The 19886-nt window shown below is 60.5% G+C and carries 20 protein-coding genes; 9 read left to right on the forward strand and 11 right to left on the reverse strand.

Going from position 1 to position 19886, the window contains the following annotated elements; translation table 11 throughout:
• Positions 1-48 precede the first annotated feature (48 nt).
• Entirely contained in the window at positions 49-765 is a 717-nt protein-coding gene (locus tag HNO79_RS07585) for an aspartyl/asparaginyl beta-hydroxylase domain-containing protein (RefSeq protein ID WP_010513307.1), read from the forward strand.
• A gap of 411 nt (positions 766-1176) precedes the next feature.
• Positions 1177-2373, forward strand: a complete 1197-nt coding sequence (locus HNO79_RS07590; RefSeq protein ID WP_214165099.1) for an MFS transporter — start codon at positions 1177-1179, stop codon at positions 2371-2373.
• A gap of 135 nt (positions 2374-2508) precedes the next feature.
• Here HNO79_RS07590 and HNO79_RS07595 read toward each other — a convergent pair whose 3' ends face one another.
• Complete coding sequence (locus HNO79_RS07595) at positions 2509-4605, reverse strand: acyltransferase family protein (protein ID WP_214165100.1); 2097 nt, start codon at positions 4603-4605, stop codon at positions 2509-2511.
• A 289-nt stretch (positions 4606-4894) separates the two neighbouring features.
• Here HNO79_RS07595 and HNO79_RS07600 point away from each other — a divergent pair, with 289 nt between their 5' ends.
• Entirely contained in the window at positions 4895-5680 is a 786-nt protein-coding gene (locus HNO79_RS07600; protein WP_214165101.1) for an alpha/beta fold hydrolase, read from the forward strand.
• A 21-nt stretch (positions 5681-5701) separates the two neighbouring features.
• Here HNO79_RS07600 and HNO79_RS07605 read toward each other — a convergent pair whose 3' ends face one another.
• Positions 5702-5860: a hypothetical protein gene (locus tag HNO79_RS07605; protein WP_214165102.1), complete on the reverse strand. Its 159-nt coding sequence runs from the start codon at positions 5858-5860 to the stop codon at positions 5702-5704.
• 343 nt (positions 5861-6203) lie between these two features.
• Positions 6204-6863, reverse strand: a complete 660-nt coding sequence (gene tmpT, locus HNO79_RS07610; RefSeq protein ID WP_214165103.1) for a thiopurine S-methyltransferase — start codon at positions 6861-6863, stop codon at positions 6204-6206.
• 274 nt (positions 6864-7137) lie between these two features.
• Here tmpT and HNO79_RS17240 point away from each other — a divergent pair, with 274 nt between their 5' ends.
• Both HNO79_RS17240 and HNO79_RS07620 read left to right on the forward strand, forming a co-directional pair.
• Positions 7138-8112 (forward strand): hypothetical protein, encoded by a 975-nt coding sequence (locus tag HNO79_RS17240; RefSeq protein WP_244987467.1) that lies wholly within the window; start codon positions 7138-7140, stop codon positions 8110-8112.
• Between the two features lie 132 nt (positions 8113-8244).
• Positions 8245-9186, forward strand: a complete 942-nt coding sequence (locus HNO79_RS07620) for a DMT family transporter (protein ID WP_214165104.1) — start codon at positions 8245-8247, stop codon at positions 9184-9186.
• A gap of 68 nt (positions 9187-9254) precedes the next feature.
• On the opposite strand, the gene HNO79_RS07625 is transcribed toward HNO79_RS07620, so the two are convergent.
• Positions 9255-9842, reverse strand: coding sequence for a cupin (locus HNO79_RS07625; protein ID WP_048855953.1), 588 nt, complete (start codon positions 9840-9842; stop codon positions 9255-9257).
• A gap of 177 nt (positions 9843-10019) precedes the next feature.
• On the opposite strand from HNO79_RS07625, the gene HNO79_RS07630 reads away from it, so the two are divergent.
• A complete protein-coding gene (locus tag HNO79_RS07630) occupies positions 10020-10607 on the forward strand; it encodes a glutathione S-transferase family protein (RefSeq protein ID WP_214165105.1) in 588 nt (195 codons plus the stop codon).
• Positions 10608-10664: 57 nt separating this feature from the next.
• Here the strand turns inward: HNO79_RS07630 and HNO79_RS07635 are convergent, their stop codons facing one another.
• The 3 genes from HNO79_RS07635 to HNO79_RS07645 all read right to left on the reverse strand — a co-directional run bounded on the left by HNO79_RS07635 (position 10665) and on the right by HNO79_RS07645 (position 13553).
• The gene (locus HNO79_RS07635; RefSeq protein ID WP_048855952.1) at positions 10665-11306 is read right to left on the reverse strand and encodes a Crp/Fnr family transcriptional regulator; all 642 of its coding nucleotides are present in this window, start codon (positions 11304-11306) and stop codon (positions 10665-10667) included.
• Positions 11307-11773: 467 nt separating this feature from the next.
• Positions 11774-12232: a hypothetical protein gene (locus tag HNO79_RS07640; protein WP_214165106.1), complete on the reverse strand. Its 459-nt coding sequence runs from the start codon at positions 12230-12232 to the stop codon at positions 11774-11776.
• 280 nt (positions 12233-12512) lie between these two features.
• The gene (locus HNO79_RS07645) at positions 12513-13553 is read right to left on the reverse strand and encodes a YeiH family protein (protein ID WP_408885675.1); all 1041 of its coding nucleotides are present in this window, start codon (positions 13551-13553) and stop codon (positions 12513-12515) included.
• Positions 13554-13696: 143 nt separating this feature from the next.
• On the opposite strand from HNO79_RS07645, the gene HNO79_RS07650 reads away from it, so the two are divergent.
• A complete protein-coding gene (locus tag HNO79_RS07650) occupies positions 13697-14575 on the forward strand; it encodes a LysR family transcriptional regulator (RefSeq protein ID WP_200409006.1) in 879 nt (292 codons plus the stop codon).
• 62 nt (positions 14576-14637) lie between these two features.
• On the opposite strand, the gene HNO79_RS07655 is transcribed toward HNO79_RS07650, so the two are convergent.
• Positions 14638-14943, reverse strand: coding sequence for a hypothetical protein (locus HNO79_RS07655; protein ID WP_010513292.1), 306 nt, complete (start codon positions 14941-14943; stop codon positions 14638-14640).
• A 331-nt stretch (positions 14944-15274) separates the two neighbouring features.
• Here HNO79_RS07655 and HNO79_RS07660 point away from each other — a divergent pair, with 331 nt between their 5' ends.
• Positions 15275-15745: an Hsp20/alpha crystallin family protein gene (locus tag HNO79_RS07660; protein WP_244987468.1), complete on the forward strand. Its 471-nt coding sequence runs from the start codon at positions 15275-15277 to the stop codon at positions 15743-15745.
• 391 nt (positions 15746-16136) lie between these two features.
• On the opposite strand, the gene HNO79_RS07665 is transcribed toward HNO79_RS07660, so the two are convergent.
• Positions 16137-16655: a GlcG/HbpS family heme-binding protein gene (locus HNO79_RS07665; protein WP_048855950.1), complete on the reverse strand. Its 519-nt coding sequence runs from the start codon at positions 16653-16655 to the stop codon at positions 16137-16139.
• 484 nt (positions 16656-17139) lie between these two features.
• Here HNO79_RS07665 and HNO79_RS07670 point away from each other — a divergent pair, with 484 nt between their 5' ends.
• Positions 17140-18069, forward strand: coding sequence for a MurR/RpiR family transcriptional regulator (locus HNO79_RS07670; RefSeq protein WP_244987469.1), 930 nt, complete (start codon positions 17140-17142; stop codon positions 18067-18069).
• Positions 18070-18167: 98 nt separating this feature from the next.
• On the opposite strand, the gene HNO79_RS07675 is transcribed toward HNO79_RS07670, so the two are convergent.
• Together HNO79_RS07675 and iolE are read right to left on the reverse strand one after the other, a co-directional pair.
• The gene (locus HNO79_RS07675; RefSeq protein ID WP_214165109.1) at positions 18168-18989 is read right to left on the reverse strand and encodes an SDR family oxidoreductase; all 822 of its coding nucleotides are present in this window, start codon (positions 18987-18989) and stop codon (positions 18168-18170) included.
• Positions 18986-19885, reverse strand: coding sequence for a myo-inosose-2 dehydratase (iolE, locus tag HNO79_RS07680; protein WP_214165110.1), 900 nt, complete (start codon positions 19883-19885; stop codon positions 18986-18988). The genes HNO79_RS07675 and iolE overlap by 4 nt, the downstream gene beginning before the upstream one ends.
• Position 19886 lies beyond the last annotated feature (1 nt).

The raw sequence follows: 19886 nt of genomic DNA on the forward strand, positions 1-19886 counted from the left end.
GCCTGGCCGGAATATATTTCCGCGCGTCTGCTCAAGGAGGGAGAGGGAATGGCGAAAAAGAAGACCATCTATCATCTGACAAAGGGTCTGCGGGACAGGGTCGATGCCTTTGTCATGCGGTTTTCCCTGCTGCCGGATCAGGCTCTTTTTGATCCCTACATCATGCAATGGGTTCGTGACCTGGAGCAGAACTGGGAAAGAATTCGCGACGAGGCGCTGTGCATGGCGGCGTCCGATATTCCCTCGCTTGGTGAGATTTCCCCCGATCATGGCCGGATCGCGGCGGATCGGCGCTGGCGGTCCTTCTTTCTGGAAGGTTACGGCTACAGGCGGCAGGAAAACCGCGCCCGTGTTCCCACGACGGCGGCGCTGATCGACCGGATCCCCAATTTATGCACCGCCAGCTTTTCCGTGCTGGAACCCGGCTGCCACATTCCCCGCCACCGGGGCATGACCAAGGGCATGCTGACCTATCACCTTGCGCTGCAGGTACCTGCCGACCGCGAAAACTGCTGGATCCAGTTCGAGGAAGGCGACAGGCTGCATGTCTGCCCCTGGACGGCGGGCAGGTCGATCCTGTTTGACGATACCTATAACCACGAGGTGTGGAACAACACGACCGACACACGCTACGTCCTGCTGATCCAGGTCCGGCGTCCGTGCCGGTGGCCTGCGCGCCTGCTTATGGATGTCTTTTTCCAGGGTGTCCGGTATTCACGTTTCGTTCAGGATATCCGCAAGAACCTGGACCGTCGCGGCACATAACGCGCGTTCCCCCAATTGCCCTTTCCGTGGTCCGGCCTGCGGGGCGCAGGGACGGCATGATGTCCATGCTCCCGCTGCTCCCGGTAAGCCGTGCCAACATCGCAGTCATCCATTGTTGCCCGCATGGCATGGTGGTGGGGCACTGTGTCCGGAATAACGGCCGGCCCCCGCGGGCGCGACGGCTGAATGCCTTTGGGGTTTTTTCGTAGATATTATTAAAAAACAGCATATTGGACTGGATCGGGACGAGGGGTCCCGCCTGCTTTTTCCATGGCGATCCGCCTTGTGAACATTTTGTATCTTCCGGTGCGCTGAAACGCGAAATACGTCTATTCCATCCGGATGTGGAAAGTGCCACAAGGCAGCGGAAAACCGGCGTCATGACACGGACGCCATTCAAAGCAGGTGATCATGCTGTTCAAAACCCTTCCTCCGGGCGCCGTGGTCGGGCTGTTTGCCCTGTTTGCCTGCACCTTTACCGCCCTGACCAGTGAGGTCGCCCCTGTCGGCATCCTGATCGAGATGGCGCAGGCCTTCCATATCCGCGAAGGTCAGGCCGGGCTGGCCGTCAGTGCCTTTGCGTTGATGGTCATGATCGCGGCGATACCCCTTACGATCATGACGGCGCATATCGACCGCAAGCGGCTGGTCGTTCTGTCCCTGCTGGGTTACGTCGCATCCAACCTGGCGGTGACCGTGGCGCCGACCTTCCTTATCCTGTGTGCCGGTCGCCTGATCGGGGGGCTGGCGCATGCGCTGCTCATGTCGATCGCGGCGGCCTATGCCGCGCGGCTGGTGCCGCAAAACATGACGGGACGTGCCATTTCGTTCGTATATGGCGGGACGTCGCTGGGCATGGTGCTGGGTGTGCCGGGGGCTGCGGCCATCGGGCACATGGTTGGCTGGCGCATGGCCATGGGTATCATGACCGTGCTGGCGGTGGTGCTGACGATCTGCATTGGGTTTTTCCTGCCGCCGGTCTCGTCACCAGTGCAGGTCAGGGAAGGGTTGCCGGCAATGGCAGGCCAGCGGGCGATGCGGATATTCCTTGTTGTCGTGGTAGTGGATGCGGTGTTCTTCTTTGCCCATCACCTGCTGTACACATACATCACGCCGCTGCTGCTGGCGCATGGGCTGTCAACCGGGACACTCAGCATCGCGCTGCTGATGACGGGCGGGTTCAGCATCCTTGGCCTGTGGGCGGCGGGGCTGGTGGTGGACCGCTGGCCCGCCGCCGGGCTGTTGGGCAGCGGGCTGGCCATGCTGGTGGGCATGGGGCTTATGTACGGGCATATCCTGTCGGGCTGGATGGCCGTGGCGGCGGTGGGCCTGTGGTGTATCGGATATTCCGCCGTCGTGCCCTTTGTCATGTCCGGTGCGATCCGGGCGCGCGCCACGCGGCCTGATGTCGCGGGGGCGGCGATCAATGCTGCGTGCAACATGGGCATATTGCTGGGATCGGCCGTAGGGGGAGAGGTACTGTCCAACGGGGGATTTGCCCTCCTGACCCCGCTATCCTGCGCCATGGTGTTGCTGGGCATGATCGTGGCCATGCTCAATCCCGCCGCTTTCCCCCGCGCGCTGACCCCAGCCGAGGAAGAAGGCTGAAAAGCTTTCGGGTGTCCCTTCTTTCAAAAAGGCGATGTCCGGGGAAGCTTGCGGGATAGGCATGCCGCCCCAGGGAACAAGGACGGCATCCGGAATGTTGGTAGGGTTTTTGTCAGTGGATTCCGGCTCGGCCCATCAGTGAATGGCCACCTGCGTCGCAGCGGACAGAGGCATCGGCGCCGTGGGGATGGGGGGCTGCGTGGCAATCCGGGCGACGTTGTCCCCCGTGACGGGGAGCAGGCCGTCTATCCGCGCCAGCAGAAAATCGGCCCCGCCGCGCGACAGATGCTGCTGGTCTACATAAAACGGGTCATTCCCCGTGCGGAATTTGCACCCGGCTGGCGAACACAACCCGTCCGCAAGGGAAAAATAGGTCACATCCGTCGTGTCCGCCACCGCTTGGCGCATGGTGTCGGCAATGGGCTGTCCGGGGACGGATAGCAGCGGGACCGGGGCGATATCCCCCGCAGTCAGGAATGACGGGTCCAGCATATGCTCGACATGCTGGCGCACGGGCATGAACGCCGTAACGGCTTCGCGTGCGGGATCAAAGCGGAACTGCGGCACATCCCCCAATATGATGACATGCTTGTGCGCGCGGGCCAGCACCTGTGTTGTGGTACGTACCGCGACATCCAGCCGCGCAAGGCTGGCTGCCACGCCGTGGTTCATCCTGTCGCGTGGGTCGATATAGGCATCCCCCCCGGCGTCAGCTGCGAAAGGGGCGGCCCAGTAACCCGCCAGCACGACCGTCTGAACACGCGGGTCGCGCATGACGGCAGCGAAGGCCCGGTCATTGTAAAGCGCGCACTGTGCGGCATGTCCCGGATGGGACGGCATGAGGCGTGTGGTCCCCAGTAACGGGGGGCAGGACGATTTGGTAAACTGAACGAAATCAAATCCCGCCTGATCGGCCAGATGCGACAGCGATGCAGCAAGTGCCGATGCGTGGCTGTCACCCAGCAGGGCGATGCGCGGCCGTCCCGCATCATGCACGCAGCGCGGGGACACATTGGGTTCGGATACCCCGTAATTGGCCAGGCAGGCTTCCCCCCGTCCTTCCGCCAGCACCAGTTCCGTCAGCATCAGGCTGCGGTCAAAACGCCGGGGCAGTCCATCGGCGACATAAACGGTCGCCAGCATGCCGACACCCAGCGCCAGCGCCCCACCGTACCGGAGGACGACGCCACCATCCGCCCCGCCGCCACGGCGGAAGGGCTGTTCGATGTAGCGCCATGACAGCACGGCCGGAAACAGTGATACGATCCCCGCCCCAAGCAGCAGCAGTGGCGCGGGCGGCTGGGGCGAACACACCCAGATGAACGCCATGAGCGGCCAGTGCCACAGGTACCATGAATAGGATATGCGCCCGATCCATATGAATGGCCGCGTGGACAGGATGGCGCGGTTGACAAAGCTGCCATCGGACAGCAGCAGCGCCAGCGTGCCACCGACAGGCAGCAGCGCCGCGATACCCGGAAACGGCGTATGTTCGTCAAATACGAATATGGACAGCCCGATAAGAAAAAGCCCCATCCAACCAATGAAATGATTGACGGGGCGGGGAAAGGACAAAGTATAATTTGATTTTGCCACAGCAAGGAATGTGCCCATGCCCAGTTCCCACGCCCGCGTGGGCAGCAGGTAGAACGCGGCGGCAGGCCACCGGCCCACGCCGATCTGGGCAATGCACAACGACCCGATGCACAGCGCACCAAGCATGCAGAGCACATAAATCCCCCGCAACTGGCGAAACGCAAGTATCAGCACGGGAAAGAACAGATAGAACTGTTCCTCCACCCCCAGGGACCACGTCATGAGGAATGGATTGAGGTGCGCATCGGGGGAAAAGTAACTGATCTGTTTCCATAGCAGGACGTTCGACCATCCAAGTAGCGCGCTAATGGCCCCCAGACTGTTCTGACGTAATTCCGTCGGGCTTGAAAGTAACAGCCCGAGCAGCATGACACAGGTGACAGTGACCATGAGCGCGGGCAGGATACGCCGGGCCCGGCGGGCGTAAAACCCAAGGAAACTGAATGTGCCCAGGCTGACATCCCTGTAAACGATGCCGCCGATCAGGAAACCGGAAATAACGAAGAATATATCCACCCCGACAAATCCGGACTGCACGGGGTAAAGATTGGCATGGAAAAGCACCACGGCGGTGACCGCGATTGCACGCAGTCCATCAATATCGCGCCGGTAATTGGCGTGTAAATTCAGGCTCATGGGATCACCCTACAGAAGCTGCATGACAACAGATTGGGGGTGACCTTGCGATCCCGCACAATTTGTCAACTGTAATAAAATGTAAAGTTAACGCTGGTTTCACCGGACTTGTAAAATTTTTTACAAATAAAAGCCGTGTGTTTGTTTTACATCAGCCCACGATATGGCGCGGCAGGACGACACCGACCTGCGGCATCGCGTGGACCCCACAATCTTATGAAAAGCCTGGCAGGCCCGACCCGCCTAATATGCCCCGACATCTGCCGCAGAAACCGGAGCGTACGACCCCATGCTGCTCAATACCATCGAACTTGGTCCTGAAAACGGTGACCTGTCCCTGCCACCCGTTGTATTCCTGCATGGACTGTTCGGGCGGGCGCGCAATTTCGGCTTTTTCCAGCGCCGCATTGCCGCAACCCGCCGCACGCTGGCGCTGGACCTGCGCAACCATGGGCAGAGCCCACATGGCCCCATGGATTATCCGTCCCTTGCGGCGGATGTGTGCGAAACACTGGCCACCCATGGCGCATTGCCCGCGACCGTGGTGGGGCATTCAATGGGGGGCAAGACCGCCATGATGCTTGCGCTCAGCTTTCCTGCAGACGTGCATTCGCTGATGGTAGTGGATATTGCGCCGGGCGAGGGCGGTTTTTCGCAATCCCACCAACTGGCACGGAAGCTTGCGGCACTTCCCCTGCCGGATTTCCTTGACCGGGCAGGGGCGGAATCATGGCTGGGTCAGGTCATTTCTGAAAAGCCCGTGCGTGACCTCATGCTGATGAACCTGGAACTGGGGGAAAAGCCACACTGGACGATCGGGCTGAAGGACATAGCGGCCTCGATGCCAGCGATTATCGGCTGGCCTGACGTGCTGCCCGGCGTTCACTATGACGGGCCAACCCTGTTTGTGGCCGGGGGACGGTCCCATTATATCCAGCCGGACAACTATCCTGCCATGCGCAGGCTTTTTCCGCATTATCGACTGGACGTCATACCGGATGCAGGACATTGGGTGCATGCGCAGGCGCCACAGGCGTTTCTGGAGACGCTGGAGTATTTCCTGCACGTTGCCTGATGGCGCGACGTTTACTGGTGGTCAGTGGTCGGTATGGGGACCGCGGCTCCAGTGCTGGTGGGGATTGCGGTAATCATCCGCCAGGTTCTGGTCGATGTCAGGACGATCATGGGCATGGTGGTGACATCCCGCGACTGACAGGATGACAAGGGTGGCGAAAATCCTGCTGGCATGACGCATCTGTGGCCTCCCGTATTGGTGCGGGCTGAACGTGCATGGCATGGGAAAGTTCAGGGACCTGTATATTTAGGCTGTCTGAAACTTTTGTCCGGGAAAAACCAGAAATTATAAGTAAGATTTGGAAGTCGTTGCCTTGACATACATGAAATCCGAGAGCGTGTTTCCTCGTATCATGTAAAAAATTAAGTTCAGTTGATGATGTGTTTTTAATGCCCTGCCGTAATTAAATAGATCACTCACAAGACAGTACGGAGATTGATAATACCCGCAATGGCTGATCAGAAAATATGGATTCCAGAATTTGCGCGACCTGCCCGCAGGCACGCGGGCAGGAACATCGGGGTTACGCTTTTGTGCGCATACCGTCACGCGGCATCATGATCCATACGCTTTCCACCGCCGGGCAGACGCCCTTCAGGCCGCCCGGTATGGGTTGGCGGGCCATGCAGGTCAGACCGAACGTCTGGGCATAATAGTGCCGTAGCGCCTGTTCATCGACGCAAAATGGTGGGCCCGCCTTGCGGGACTGGTCATATTCCATGCAGACCACAAGTTCTGGGGCGGCCCGGGTAATGGACACCAGATGCACGGCGTATTGCGCGCGGACGAGGGCAGGCAGGGCAATCAGCGCCGCGCGGTCATATACGGCATCGACCGGCCCCAGTTCTTCACGTGTCAGGTCGAAGATATTGCCGACGAAAACACATAGCCCCGCAGCCTCAAACCGCTGCAGCTGCCCGACGGTGGAGATGCGCGGCGTCAGATCAAGTTCGGCAAAAAGCTGTGTGACGGCAATAGGACTCAGTTCAATGCCGACCACCTGATACCCGCGTTCCAGCAGCCAGTGGATATCTCGGCTTTTCCCACATAACGGCACAAAGACCCGTGCCCCCGCAGGCAGATGCAGTGCCGCGAAATGATTGGTCAGCAGCGGGTTGGGTTGTGGTTCGTGAAAACCGATTTCGTTGTGCTGCCATTTGGCATGCCAGAAGGCTTCATCCATCGCGTTGTATTTCCATTTCCCTGTGCCCGCGTCCTGTCCAGACTGGCGCGGCCACGATACCGGCATTGGCAACGCAGCGAAAGGTGGGGGTGACCGGACCCGGTCGCCTGCCGGGCGGGTTGTGCCAGACGGGGAATAATGATTTCTGGGGCCCGTCAACCCTGTGTTCGAAGCTGATGGATCGGTGCGGATATACAAGAAAAATATTTGGTATCGGTTCTGCAGTATATTTCTGGCCACAATCGGGGCTGCTGGCGGGGCTCTTTATCTGTTCGTGGTACTGGTTGACCCATGGGGTGGACTGCCGCTGTCGTTGCCCCTGCACCGGTGGCCGGTCACGGGCAATGCGCGGTTCACCATGCCCATGCTGGCGCGCGACGGGCGTTTTGATTCCGTCATGCTGGGGACATCCACGGGCCGGTTGATGCAGCCGGCGGTGCTGGACGGCCCGCTCAACGCGCATTTCCTGAACATGTCGATGAACAATGCCCAGCCGCATGAACAGTATCGCCTGCTGCGTGAATTCCTGCGCCACCATCCGGACCCGAAGGTCATGATGGTGGACATTGACCGTTCATGGTGCCTGTATGGTCCCAAGCAGGTCCCCCTGAACCCCGAACCGTGGCCTGACTGGATGTATCGGGGGACGCCATGGATGGGTTACCTGCAGATGGCTAACCTGTATGCGCTGCAGGAAGCGGTCAACCAGTTCATGCTGCAGATCGGCCTGCGCCATGACCATTACGGGGCCGATGGCTACACCAGCTTCGTCGGTGCGGACAGTACCTATACCCGTGCGCGCGCCGACAGGCTGTTTGTGCACTGGGGACCGGACCACATGCGTCCGCCATCGGGTGGTGTCGCAGCCGCCCCCGTCATGCAGGCATACCTGCCGCTGGTCCTGCATGCCGTGCCCGACACCACATTGCGCATTGTCTGGTTCCCGCCGGTACAGGCCATACGGCATAACCCGCAGGGGTCGATGTATGACAGCATGTTCGCCGCCTGCCACCGTTATGTGGCGTCCTTGGCGGGACATATGCCCAATACGCTGGTGATCGATTTCGATATTCCCGGCCCGATTGTCGATAACCGTGACATGTTCTGGGACCCGATCCATTACCGGCTCATGACGGCGGACCGCATCATGGGTGATATTATCGCGGCCGTTCATGACCGGACGCGGCCATCGCCGGATTATGTCGTCATTCCGCCCCCTGATCCGGTCAGGCCTGCTCCCGTTCATTAAAGGGGCGACATCCTGTTTTATCGTGATATTTAAAACAGGTAACCCGGCAGCATATCAGGCCGTCCCATCCGGTATGGGTGGCGGCTTCTTTTGCATCCATAACTATATGTCCTTTGGCTACAGGCAGTGCAGATGAACATGTCTTTCCTTACATCGGGTATGATGCTGGCCTTTGCCGCGTTTTCCTCGTTTTCGATCAGTGATGCGTATTCCAAGCTGCTGGCCGGTCAGCTTGACCCCTTCGAGGTCGCTTTTTCGGGCGGAATATTCGGTTTCCTGATCATTCCGTTCATCCGCAGGCCGGACGAATCCTACCGTGACATTTTCTCCCCCCAGCGACCGGGCATGTGGCTGGTGCGGGCGGTCGCCACCTTTGCCTCCACCGCCGCCAGTGTCGAAGCCTTCATGCTGCTGCCGATGCCCGAGGCGCTTTCGCTCATGTTTCTCATGCCGTTTTTCGTGACGGTCCTGTCGGTCACGCTGCTGCATGAAAAGGTGTCTGGCTGGGCATGGCTGTCCGTTATTCTGGGTTTCATCGGTGTGCTGATTGTGCTGCGGCCGGGCATGCGGGAGCTGCATCTGGGGCATCTGTGCGCGGTGATCGCGGCGGTGGCCAATGCTGTGGGGGTCATTGCCTACCGGCTGGCGGGTAATGATACGCCGCGGCTGTCGCTGTTCGGGTCCAGCCTGTTTGGCCCGCTGGTGGGCGATGGCCTGCTTATGCTGGCGCATGCGCACTGGCCGCATGGGCTGAAGACCTGGCTGTTCCTGTTCGGTTACGGGTTTCTGGCGGCGCTGGGGCAGTTGCTGATGATGATGGCGACAGCCCGCGCACCGGCCAACCGGGTTGCCCTGCCGCAGTACAGCCAGATGTTATGGGCCGTGGCGTTCAGCTACTTCTTGTTTCACCAGCCGCTGGATAACTGGACGATTGCGGGCATTATCGTCGTGACCCTGTCGGGCATGCTGAACTGGATCCGACAGCGTATCAGCTTTGAACGCCTTGCCATACGGGAAAGGCGGGAGCGGCGGCGGCATCTGCACGATCCGCAGGCATCGACAGGACGGGGGTGAGCGCCGCCGTAAAACCACATGGCCCGTGCGGGGCTGGGCGCGCATGATCGCTACCGCCGGACACGCGGTCAGTCAGGCCACGCCCGCACCATCGGTCCCTGCGCCCCCATGACCGGGTCGGAACGGGGAAAGGGCAGGGACGCCAGCCTTGCCCGCTGCACGCCATCGGGGGCGCTGCGCACGATGTCGAAATCCTGCCCTGGCGGATACGCGCCCACCACCGCGAAATCAGCACTGCCGGACAGCTTCATATGTCCCGTTCCGGCGGGAAGCAGGACAATGTCCCCGGCCCGGACATCAACCACCCGCGCATCCGGCCCACCCAGCATCAGCCGGGCCTGACCGCCATAAAAGCCCAGAACCTCGTGCCCCATGGTGTGGTAATGGTGGAAGGAATAGACACCGTTGCGCCATTGCGGCGGCCAGCCATTATGCTGGAACATCGCTTCGAACACGGCTGCAGGGTCGTCGCCGGAAGGGGGCAGGACGTTGCGGTAGATGATGACCGGCAGCTTCGGGTTGTTGGGAACCCAGCCATTGGCCCGCAGGACAAAGCTTTCGGTCCGCGCTGGTGTCGCCCCGGCAGCCTGCACACGGCCTGCGCCAAGTGAAAGGCCCAGCCCGGCAAGGATGGAATTGAACGAACGTCGCTCCATCATGTTGCTCCCCCAAATATCAACGTCCCATGGTTGGTCGGACGGGATGGATGACGGATATGACCCGCAGGTGCACTATAGCCGGTTCATGCCACCGTTTCATTGCATCACTGTTCAAGATACCGTCGTGCCGTCTGCCCTATGGGGCCAGGGTGGCATGAAACTGAAAGGATTCAGATGATCATACTTTACGGCATGCCGTTATCGGGCCATGTGCATCGCGTCCGGCTGCTGCTGTCCATGCTGGACCTTGAATACCGCTTCGAGGTTGTGGATGCATCCGCGCCCGAACTGCTGCGCCTGAATCCGCTGGGGCAGGTTCCGGTCCTGCGTGATGGGGACCTGGTGCTGGCGGACAGCAACGCCATTCTTGTGTATCTGGCGAAAGCCTATGGTGCCGGCACGCACTGGCTGCCGGATGATGCGGTCGGCGCGGCACATGTGCAGCGGTGGCTGTCGATTGCGGCGGGTGAACTGCGGCAGGGACCGGCAGCAGCCCGCATGGTGGCGTTGTTTGGCAAGGCAGGCGAACCGGCGGATGCACGCGCGCGGGCGGCAGGACTGCTGACCTTCATGGATCGCTGGCTGGATGGCCGTGCGTATCTGGCGGCAGCCTGTCCCACGCTGGCCGATCTTGCCTGTTATGGATACACCGCCCATGCCCCGGAAGGGGGCGTTTCCCTTGAACCCTACCTGCATGTCAGGGCATGGCTGGAACGGATCGAGGCATTGCCGCGCTTTGTGCCTCTGCCGTGGCGGGACTGATACATTGCGGACCGTATCGCGCGACCGTCCCGCAGCCTGATGGCTGAAACGGGGTGTTCAGACGAAGGCCCCGATCCTGTCGCGGTCGATTTTGATCCGCTGGGAGGACAGTCGCTGGATCAGGCCCATATCCTCCAGTTCCTTCAGGGTGCGGCTGGTGGTTTCAATGGCAAAGCCCAGATAGTCGGCAATATCCTTACGGTCCATGGCCAGTGTCAGGATATTGGACTGCCGGTCAAAAAAATCCTTCTGCCGGGTGCATTCCAGCAGGAACCCCGCCAGCCTTTTGATCACAAGTGGACAGGTCGCCAGCAGCAGGTGGCGCTCTGCCGTTTTGGCGTAGTCCAGTGCCTGCTGTAAGAACAGCGCCTGGATGCGGGGATACACCTCTACCAGTCCTTTCAGCGCGGAACACGAAATCTGGAACAGGTAGGTGTCCACCAGCGTGATGGCGGACGTGTGGTACATCCCACCTTCCAGCGTGCCAAACATGTCATCCGCCCATAAAAAGGCGAAAATCTGGTTGCGTCCGTCTTTCATGTGATGTTCCAGACGCACGGCGCCGGAACGGATACGATAGATGTGATTTCCCGGTTCACCCTGTGTGTAGACACGGCGCTTTGCCGGCCGGTGTATCCGGGTCGAGATCGCATTCAGCGCCTCGCGTTCCGCATCGGTCAGTTTGAAACTACTGAACATTATGACAATCGGTTTCTCTATCGTAATCATTCATGACGTAGTGGCCATAGGGGGTCCACGCGCACCACGCTGTTGAACCGATCCATCTCCGCTGAACCATGCGGAGAACGGACTGGTTAGCATGAATTATATATACGATACTGTTTCGTATCGCAATATGCATATAAATGCCCGATGCCGGGAACACGCCGCCTGAACAGGGGGGCGGATGGCATGAAACCCGTAAAGAACCGGACGGTTTCCCGTGCTGGCATCCTCTCGCAGCATATGTCTGGCGCCAGACCTGCGGTATGTTGTGGGACCCGTTCAGCGGAAAACACAGCATAAGCCTGTTTTATGGCGAGGGTAGGGCAAAGTGGCTGCCGGCACATGCCGGTCCGACCGTACCGACGGGTGCGGGCATGCCCCGCAGCAGGTGGGAAACCCGGCATCGCCCTGCCGGGATAACGATTTCGTTCAGGCGGCCATCATGAATGGATGGGATCAAGCAGGCGGAAGGACAGCCGCCCCACCTGACCCGACAGCTGCGCGCCACGGGTCTGTGCATGCAGGTTGATATCAACGCCACGGGCATTTTCCATGACAACACCCGTCGTGCCATGGTGGATTGTGGCAGAGCCCCCTGCGGTCCAATAGGTGCCGTTGAAATCCTGCACCCGCGCAAGGTTGCGCACGCAGCCCCGACCCGACAGGGCTATGCCGCCAATGTTCAGCGCGCCGCCGCCGCGCACGCGGAAACGATAGTGATTCGTGCCGTCATGTAATGTGCCCTGTCCCCACAGGTAACCGATCCCTGCGCCAACCTGATGGGCGGACATGTCAATCCATGCGTCCGTATCTGCACATCCTGTCTGTGCGTGGGCCGTGCCATGACTGGCAAGAAAGCCTGCAAGAGCCAGAAGGCCCAGATGCCTGAAGCAGATCATGGTGTGTCCAGTACGAAAATGGATATGACATATTCGCTTCATTTAAATGAACGAACCCGTTTCGTTTAATTTGAAAAAAAAGCTCCGTCAATTCCAAAACCGGTGCCCGACCGGATCGGGATCAAGGTCCGTTCCGGACAGGCGCAGAGGATCGGGTTCCGAAAGAATGAAGACGTTTCCGGTCAGACCTTTCCGGATGGGACAGGACACCCGGCCTTTTCAAAAAATCGAATTGACTGAAATATGTATTTTTTATCGATGAATATTCTGAAGCATCCGTTCAGCCATGGAATGCGACCCGCACCAGCACCATACTCGCACCCACCAGACCGCACAGCGACAGCATGACGGTCAGGGCCAGCGGCCGCCCTGCCCCCATGACGGAGCGTATGTCGACACTCAGCCCCAGCGCCGCCATCGCCAGAACGGTCAGCACGGTTGTGACATGGCCAAGCGGTTCCACAATGCCCGGCGGCACAAGGTTCAGGGAACGCACGACCATCATGCCCATGAAGCCCGTGATATACCACGGCACCAGACGGGCAGGGGCACGCACCCCGGTCCCGTGCCCACCACCGGTCATGCCGCGGCCGGACCGCGCGGTCAGTATGGACAGCACGACGCAGACAGGCCCGAGCATCAGCACCCGTACCAGTTTGACCAGCATGCCGATATGGACTGCCGCAGGGCCAAACGGCGCGGTCGCGGCCACCACCTGCGGCACGGCATAAACGGTCAGCCCCGCCAGTGCGCCATGCGCCCACGCCCCCATGTCCAGCAGCGGACCAGACAGCGCAAGCCCGATGACCACCACCAGCCCGCCAGCCGCGGTGAACGCAATGGTGGTGCCGACGTCTTTATCGCGGGCCTGAATGACGGGGGCCGCCGCCATGATGGCGGAATTGCCGCAGATGGAATTGCCACAGGCCACCAGCAGGGTCCGGCTGGTATCCAGTCCGCATATCCGCCCGATACAGCATGTAAAGGTCAGGCTGAGGATCACCATGCCGGTGACGGCGGTCAGCACCCACGGCCCGACGGACAGGACGGCATCAAGGCTGAACGATGCCCCCAGCAGGACAATGGCAATATTCAGCAGCGTGCGTGAACACAACCGGATACCCGGCGTCCATGCCGGGCCGGGATTGCGCATGGCGCGGCAGGCGACACCAGCCAGCAGGGCAAGATTCAGGCTTTCCAGCCATGCTTTTCCCAGCACACGCACCTCCATGCGTTCCAGCAAGCAGGCGAAGCCCGTTATCGCAAGGCACAGCCCGATACCCGGCACCTGCCGTATCCAGTGGGGCCGGGTCCGCTGCATCTGGCGAAACGGAACGTGAAGCAATGTTGTCACGATACTCTTCCTTTCTCCCGGCAGGGTAGGAGGAGCGCGTTACATCATTCCAACTCATAGTTTTTCTTATTCCAATCGAAAATCATGATTGGTTGTGTTATGCGCGGTGCATGACCCTGGAACAGCTCCGTCTTTTTATCGCTGTCGCGGAACGTGAACACGTTACGGCCGCCAGTCGTGCCCTGAACGTGACCCAGTCTGCCGTATCCGCGGCCATCGCCACGTTGGAAGAACGACATGGCGTGAAGCTGTTTCATCGTGTCGGGCGTGGTATCCGGCTGACGGAGGCCGGCCGGCTGTTCCTGCCGGAAGCCCGCGCGGTCCTTGCCCGTGCCGCCGTAGCGGAAAACGTACTGGAGGAATTCAGCGGGCTGAAGCGCGGTACGCTGCGTGTTGTCGCCAGCCAGACCATCGCGGCATACTGGCTGCCCGTGACACTGGTGGCTTTCCGGCGCGCATATCCGCATATTGCGATCGAACTGGCGATCACCAATACGGAAGAAGCCGCAACGCGCGTCCGCGATGGGGATGTGGATCTGGGTATTGTCGAGGCGATTGTGGATGATCCGGCCCTGGCGCAGTGGCCGGTCGGGACGGATCGCCTGACCATCATACAGGCTGATCCCTGCCTGCCCGGCGTGGTGGATACGCACTGGCTGCGTGCCGCAAGCTGGGTCATGCGCGAGCCCGGATCTGGCACCCGCGCCACGCTGGAAGACAGCCTGCGCCAGCTGGGGATTGATCCGGCGGACCTGAATGTCAGTCTTGTACTGCCATCCAACGAAGGCGTACGGACCGCGATCGAGGCCGGGGCCGGCATTGGCGCGCTGTCATCGCTGGTGGTCGCGCCCGCGTTGCAGGCCGGCACGCTGCACGCCGTGCCACAGGCGTTGGGCACCCGGTCGTTCTATGGATTGCGGCACAAGGAACGGTACCGCAGCCCGGCGGCGGAAGCCCTGCTGGATCTTGTCGCCCGCCGGGGATGCTGACCAGCCGCCTGCACGGACGCGGGGCAAATGCCCCACCCGGTCAGGCAGGGCATCCGGTCGGTTTACGCGACGCGTAGCGTGATCTTGTGCAGGTCCTTTTCAGCCTTGGCGTCGGGGTGGCCGACATGGAAGGCTTCGCCCGGTAGCAGGCGGATGTCGCTGATGTTGGCCAGCGGCAGCACGCTCCATTCGCCCATGGGGGGCACGCGCTTTTCATGGGCGTCCTCGCCACGGTAGATCATGACCTGTGTCGTGCCGTCGCGCTCACCCAGCGCGTGGGGGGAGCCAATGTAGTTCTTGCCATCGAAGGTAAAGCCGACAACGACCTTTTTCTGGATGGCGTCACGAAGCGTGCTTTCAACTGACATGCATATGTTCCATTCTGGTTGAACCCGGTGCGGGTTGCCGCATGTTATAACGGACCCGGCAGGTTATACCCCGTCTGGCGCTATACAGAAGTGCGGAAGGCTATTTATTGATGCAATACTGCCCTGCATTATGCTGTTCCTCGTCAGAATTGGCATAGGTCTGCGCTGATTTTGTTTCGATAAAGTAAATGTCAGCCCTGTATGGAGCAGGCCGCATGGCAGGTTTGACCTGTGTCACTGTCGGGGGCGGTTATCGGTTCCAGAATTCGCAGCAAAGGGCGGGCATATCCCCAAACGGGCCGCCCCGGTTACGTAATTCAGGAGAATGACCATGATTGCTCGACCGACATTTGTTGCAACCCCGGTCCGTGCGACCACGGCGCGGGTGGCAGACCCGTTTGCCGTACTGCAGCGTCAGGTGGGCAGGCTGATTGATGATTATCGTGCACCCGACACGTTCGGGTCGGGCCGTATCGGGGCCACCGATATTACCGAGGACGCGACAGGATACCATATCTATATTGAATTACCCGGCTGCTCCGAAAAGGACATCACGCTTAATGCCAGTAATGGCGTGCTGAGCATTTCGGGCGAGAAAAAAAGCCCCATGGCGGAAACCGACCACAAGATGCATGTCTCCACCCGCAGCTTCGGTGCGTTTTCCGAGCATTTCAATCTGCCGGAAGGCGTGGATGAGGATAAAATCACCGCCCGTATCAAAGATGGGGTGCTGAAGGTCACACTACCGCGCCGCGAACCGGCCAAGCCGACCGAACGCAGGATCGATATTCAGCCCGGCTAGATCTGTTACGTACATTGCCCCACAGCCGCATGTCAGGCCCGGGCATGCGGTTGCGGGACGTCGATGCAATCTGCACGCCCATGTCCCGTAACGTGCCGCCATGGCGGGCCTGCGGTGGGGTGGCGTAATGGTGTGCATGCTTGTCAGGCACGGGAACGGGGGGCAGGCTTTCTTGGCCGCCCGGTCTCGTGCATTTTGCGGGACTGGATCGCTGCCGTTATTTCAAGGGGGCCGTAAATGGCCCCACGCCCGGCTTTCCGCCCAACTTTCGCAGTGCAACTGAGTGATATGACCCCGGGCCGATAGGTCATTGCGCCGAGCCCATCAGTTGGCATAGCCGGGCATGGAAATAGTGCAGCGTGCTACTGCCTGATTGTGGCGGCGCGTGTCCCTAACGGAAATCACCGCGGAATTTCGTGACCGCCGCCTGCGCACAGGCTTCGTCCTTTTCCCCACCGGGCGCGCCCGATACGCCAATGCCCCCCAGCACGGTCTGATCCGATGCCCGACGCAGCGTGACGCCCCCAGGCACGAACAGTACTTCCGGAATGGTATTGAGCGCACCATTGGCCGGCCCCGTGACCTTGGCGGCGATCAGTTCGCTCGTGGTGTTCATGTTGAAGGCAAGGCCATAGGAATAGGCCGTATAGGCCTTGCGATAGGACACCGACAGGGACTGCAGCGGAACACTGTCCCCCTTGATGACAGCCTGCTGGTGGCCGGTCGTGTCCACGACGGTGGCGGTCACGGAATATCCCTGTCCGGCGCAGGCCGCTACGGCCTCCATCGCCAGATGCGCGGCCGTGGTCCAGTCCAGCTTGGGCATCAGGACCACATGGCCCTGTGCGCAGGCCGGGGAACTCATGAACAGTCCACCTGCGATAATGGCATGCTGCATGACCCTGTTCATATCCATTGCGTGCATCATTCCCTGCTGCGGACAGGCGCCATGATGCAGACCGGGGGGAAAGCCGCGCAATCGGAAAAGCGGGCGGTCACACGATGGTGTTGGGTCATGCGGGAGCGAGGGACGATGCGTTCCGGATCGTCTTTCCGCCCGGTCATGCCCTGCGTTCAGGGGCAGGGCGGAAACGGGCGATTGCGGCTGTCCTGCCCGCCTTTCGGGGATAAGCCGCGCGGCGGTCGGCCATGGCAGGTGAGTTGCACTATCGGCCATCCGCGTTACGATGGAACCGGAACAATCGTGTGCCGTCAGGGCAGGGTGGGCATGCTGCCCGGTCGTGACGCGAACGGGCGGCGGGTGCGGAACGTGTCATCATGCCATGCCGCTCCTTCCGTAACGGAGAGTGGTGCGATCATGGGGTGGCCTGCGCGCGGAACTGTCCCCCCGTGCGGGTGGTGGAAACGTTGGGCCAGGGGAACCGGTCCGGGTCATGTCGTTCAGGATGGATGGTCAGGAAACGATGAAGGTATCGGAAAAGAAGCAGGCGGCGACCACACAGGTTCCCCCCGCCACGTATGAGGAACTGATCCGTGTCATCCATGACCGATATGCCCGGCTGAGCAATTCCTACCAGAAAATCGCCCTGTACATGACGCAGAACCCGAATGATGTGGCCGTTGATTCGGTCCATGTCGCCGCCGGGAAATGCGGCGTGCATGCGTCGGGCTGCGTCAGGTTTGCGCAGTCTTTCGGGTATCAGGGGTACAGGGATCTGCAGACCATATTCCGTCATCGCCTGTCCACGGCGGCCCTTGGGTTCAGCGCACGTGTCAGGGCGCTGGAGGAGGAACTTGATACGCGTGAGGACCGGAGCGAGATGGGATTCATGCGTGACCTGATCGTGCGCGATATCTCATCATTGCAGGAACTGCTGACCAATGTAACCGCACAACAGATCGTCCGGGCGGTTGACCTTATGGAACAGGCCGATACGATTTACCTGATCGGTCAGCTACGTTCCGCACCTGTGGTTGAACTGCTGCGCTATATGCTGACCATGCTTGGAAAACGCGCGGTGCTGCTTGATGCGGCGGGTGGCCTTGCCACCCATATGGCCCGGGTGATGCTGCCGACAGACATGCTGTTTGCGGTTTCATTCCGCTTTTATGCCAGTGAGGTCGTCAATATCGTGGAGGAAACCGTTACCCGGAACATTCCGGTGGTGGCGATCAGCGACAGTACCCTGTCCCCCCTGGCGCGCAACGCGGATGTGCTGTTTTCCGTGCCGGAACATGAATATACGTTTTCGCGCTCGCTGGCTGCGCCCATGTGCCTGACACAGGCGCTGGTCGTGGCGCTGGCATCACGGTTGCAAAATGAATCCCGCAAGCCCCGGATCCCGGTCGCAACACAGAAGTGACGGGCCACCTGAAAATACGTCCCTGACCGGAACCACTTTGAAAAAAGCACCCTCACAAATGTCCCGATGACCTGCGGGAAATGTCATACGCTGCTTTGTCAGGCTGGCCAGCGCATCGGCCCGTCCGGCGTGGGCATGCTGCGGGCGGTCGCCCCCCAGACGGACTGATCGAAATTCACGATCGCGCCGGTCATGAGACCAGCATCATCCGAAACAAGGAAGTTCACGGCACGGGCCGCTTCCTCGGGTGCGACAAGTCGTCCGAACGGAAGCTTTGCCGCCGCCTTTTCCATCCAGTCGGGATCGTTCGTCTCGGCCATCTGGATTTCGCATTCCTTATCCGATGCCATCCAGCCGATATTAAGCTGGTTGACACGGATCCGGTTGCCCATGACGGAAAAGGCCGTATTTGCGGTCAGCGTGGCCAGCGCGCCCTTGGACGCGCAGTAGGCACTGATGAACGGCTGTCCCGACAGGGCGGAAATGGAGCCGATATTACAGATTGCCCCTTCAATCCCGTCGCGGATCATATGCCTGATCGCTGCCTGCATCAGGAAATACGGCCCGCGCACGTTGGTCGCGAAAATGCGGTCAAACAGGTCGGGGTCGGTATCCAGTATGGTGCCCCGCTGCGTCAGTGCCCCGGCGTTCACCAGCACATGCACATGGCCAAAGTGGTCATGTGTCCGGGCGATTACCGCCTGGCAGTCCGCGACCGATTCAAGATCGGCGCGGATGAAGATGGCGGGCACGCCGCAACTGTCCGAAATCTCGCGCGCGACTGCCGTGCCGCGTGCCTCGCTCCGTCCCGTAATGGCAATGCCCGCGGCACCCGCCGCGGCAAGGCGGCGCGCAATGGCCGCCCCAAGGCCCTGCGTGGCGCCCGTAACCACGCATACCCTGTCATCCATCCGGTTCATGACGCCACCCTGTATTCCGCCTGCGCCATAAGCTGCAGCAGGGCGGCATGTCCCTTGCGCGCCATGTCCAGCGGCGGGTTGAGGGCCGGGTCCTGCTCGGCTTCCACCACAAACCAGCCTTCATAGCCATAGGATGCAAGGCGTTCGATAATGGGCAGGAAATCGATCGACCCGTCCCCCGGCACGGTAAAGGCACCCTTTACGACCGCGTCAAGGAAGCTTTCGCTGCTGCGGTCAAGGCTGTCGATGACAGCGTTGCGCACATCCTTGGTGTGTACGTGGCTTATGCGGGCATGGTGTCTGTCGATTACCCGCAGCAGGTTGCCCCCCGCGAAATACATGTGCCCGGTATCAAACAGCAGGTGCAGCGCCGGACCCGAATGCTTCATCAGCAGGTCAAGTTCGGCCTCGGTCTCGATCGGGGCAGCCATGTGGTGGTGATAGGCAAGGGGCATGCCTTCATCGGCGCACCATTCGGCAAAGGCCGTCATCCTGCGGCCATAGATCCGTATGTCCTCTTCCGACAGGCGCGGCTTGGTCGTGAGTGGTGCGGAGCGGATTCCCTGGATCGACCGCGCGGTTTCGCCGTAGACAATGCACGGTGCGCGGGCGGCGATGAAAAAATCCATCTGGGCACGGATACGGTCCTTCTCCGCTTCCATGTCCCCATCCAGCAGCAGGCCCGAAAACCATCCCCCGCACACCGAAATGCCGTAGCGTTTCAGGATTGGCCCCAGTTCGTTCATGTCCATGGGAAAGCGGCGTCCGGTTTCCATGCCGGTAAAGCCCGCCTCACTGGCCTGACGCAGGCATTCCTCCAGGCTGACATCGTCTGACAGTTCCGCAAGGTCGTCATTCCACCATGCAATCGGCGCGATACCCAGTTTTGCCTTCATG

This window comes from Komagataeibacter oboediens (assembly GCF_018491655.1).
In the GTDB taxonomy this organism is placed as follows: Bacteria; Pseudomonadota; Alphaproteobacteria; order Acetobacterales; family Acetobacteraceae; genus Komagataeibacter; species Komagataeibacter oboediens.

Excerpts from the sequence above, each read along its gene's own strand:
- HNO79_RS07585 (WP_010513307.1), top strand. The coding sequence starts at position 49 with ATGGCGAAAAAGAAGACCATCTATCATCTGACAAAGGGTCTGCGGGAC.
- HNO79_RS07590 (WP_214165099.1), top strand. The coding sequence starts at position 1,177 with ATGCTGTTCAAAACCCTTCCTCCGGGCGCCGTGGTCGGGCTGTTTGCC.
- HNO79_RS07595 (WP_214165100.1), bottom strand. The coding sequence starts at position 4,605 with ATGAGCCTGAATTTACACGCCAATTACCGGCGCGATATTGATGGACTG.
- HNO79_RS07600 (WP_214165101.1), top strand. The coding sequence starts at position 4,895 with ATGCTGCTCAATACCATCGAACTTGGTCCTGAAAACGGTGACCTGTCC.
- HNO79_RS07605 (WP_214165102.1), bottom strand. The coding sequence starts at position 5,860 with ATGCGTCATGCCAGCAGGATTTTCGCCACCCTTGTCATCCTGTCAGTC.
- tmpT (WP_214165103.1), bottom strand. The coding sequence starts at position 6,863 with ATGGATGAAGCCTTCTGGCATGCCAAATGGCAGCACAACGAAATCGGT.
- HNO79_RS07620 (WP_214165104.1), top strand. The coding sequence starts at position 8,245 with ATGAACATGTCTTTCCTTACATCGGGTATGATGCTGGCCTTTGCCGCG.
- HNO79_RS07625 (WP_048855953.1), bottom strand. The coding sequence starts at position 9,842 with ATGGAGCGACGTTCGTTCAATTCCATCCTTGCCGGGCTGGGCCTTTCA.
- HNO79_RS07630 (WP_214165105.1), top strand. The coding sequence starts at position 10,020 with ATGATCATACTTTACGGCATGCCGTTATCGGGCCATGTGCATCGCGTC.
- HNO79_RS07635 (WP_048855952.1), bottom strand. The coding sequence starts at position 11,306 with ATGTTCAGTAGTTTCAAACTGACCGATGCGGAACGCGAGGCGCTGAAT.
- HNO79_RS07640 (WP_214165106.1), bottom strand. The coding sequence starts at position 12,232 with ATGATCTGCTTCAGGCATCTGGGCCTTCTGGCTCTTGCAGGCTTTCTT.
- HNO79_RS07645 (WP_408885675.1), bottom strand. The coding sequence starts at position 13,553 with ATGCAGCGGACCCGGCCCCACTGGATACGGCAGGTGCCGGGTATCGGG.
- HNO79_RS07650 (WP_200409006.1), top strand. The coding sequence starts at position 13,697 with ATGACCCTGGAACAGCTCCGTCTTTTTATCGCTGTCGCGGAACGTGAA.
- HNO79_RS07655 (WP_010513292.1), bottom strand. The coding sequence starts at position 14,943 with ATGTCAGTTGAAAGCACGCTTCGTGACGCCATCCAGAAAAAGGTCGTT.
- HNO79_RS07660 (WP_244987468.1), top strand. The coding sequence starts at position 15,275 with ATGATTGCTCGACCGACATTTGTTGCAACCCCGGTCCGTGCGACCACG.
- HNO79_RS07665 (WP_048855950.1), bottom strand. The coding sequence starts at position 16,655 with ATGAACAGGGTCATGCAGCATGCCATTATCGCAGGTGGACTGTTCATG.
- HNO79_RS07670 (WP_244987469.1), top strand. The coding sequence starts at position 17,140 with ATGTCGTTCAGGATGGATGGTCAGGAAACGATGAAGGTATCGGAAAAG.
- HNO79_RS07675 (WP_214165109.1), bottom strand. The coding sequence starts at position 18,989 with ATGAACCGGATGGATGACAGGGTATGCGTGGTTACGGGCGCCACGCAG.
- iolE (WP_214165110.1), bottom strand. The coding sequence starts at position 19,885 with ATGAAGGCAAAACTGGGTATCGCGCCGATTGCATGGTGGAATGACGAC.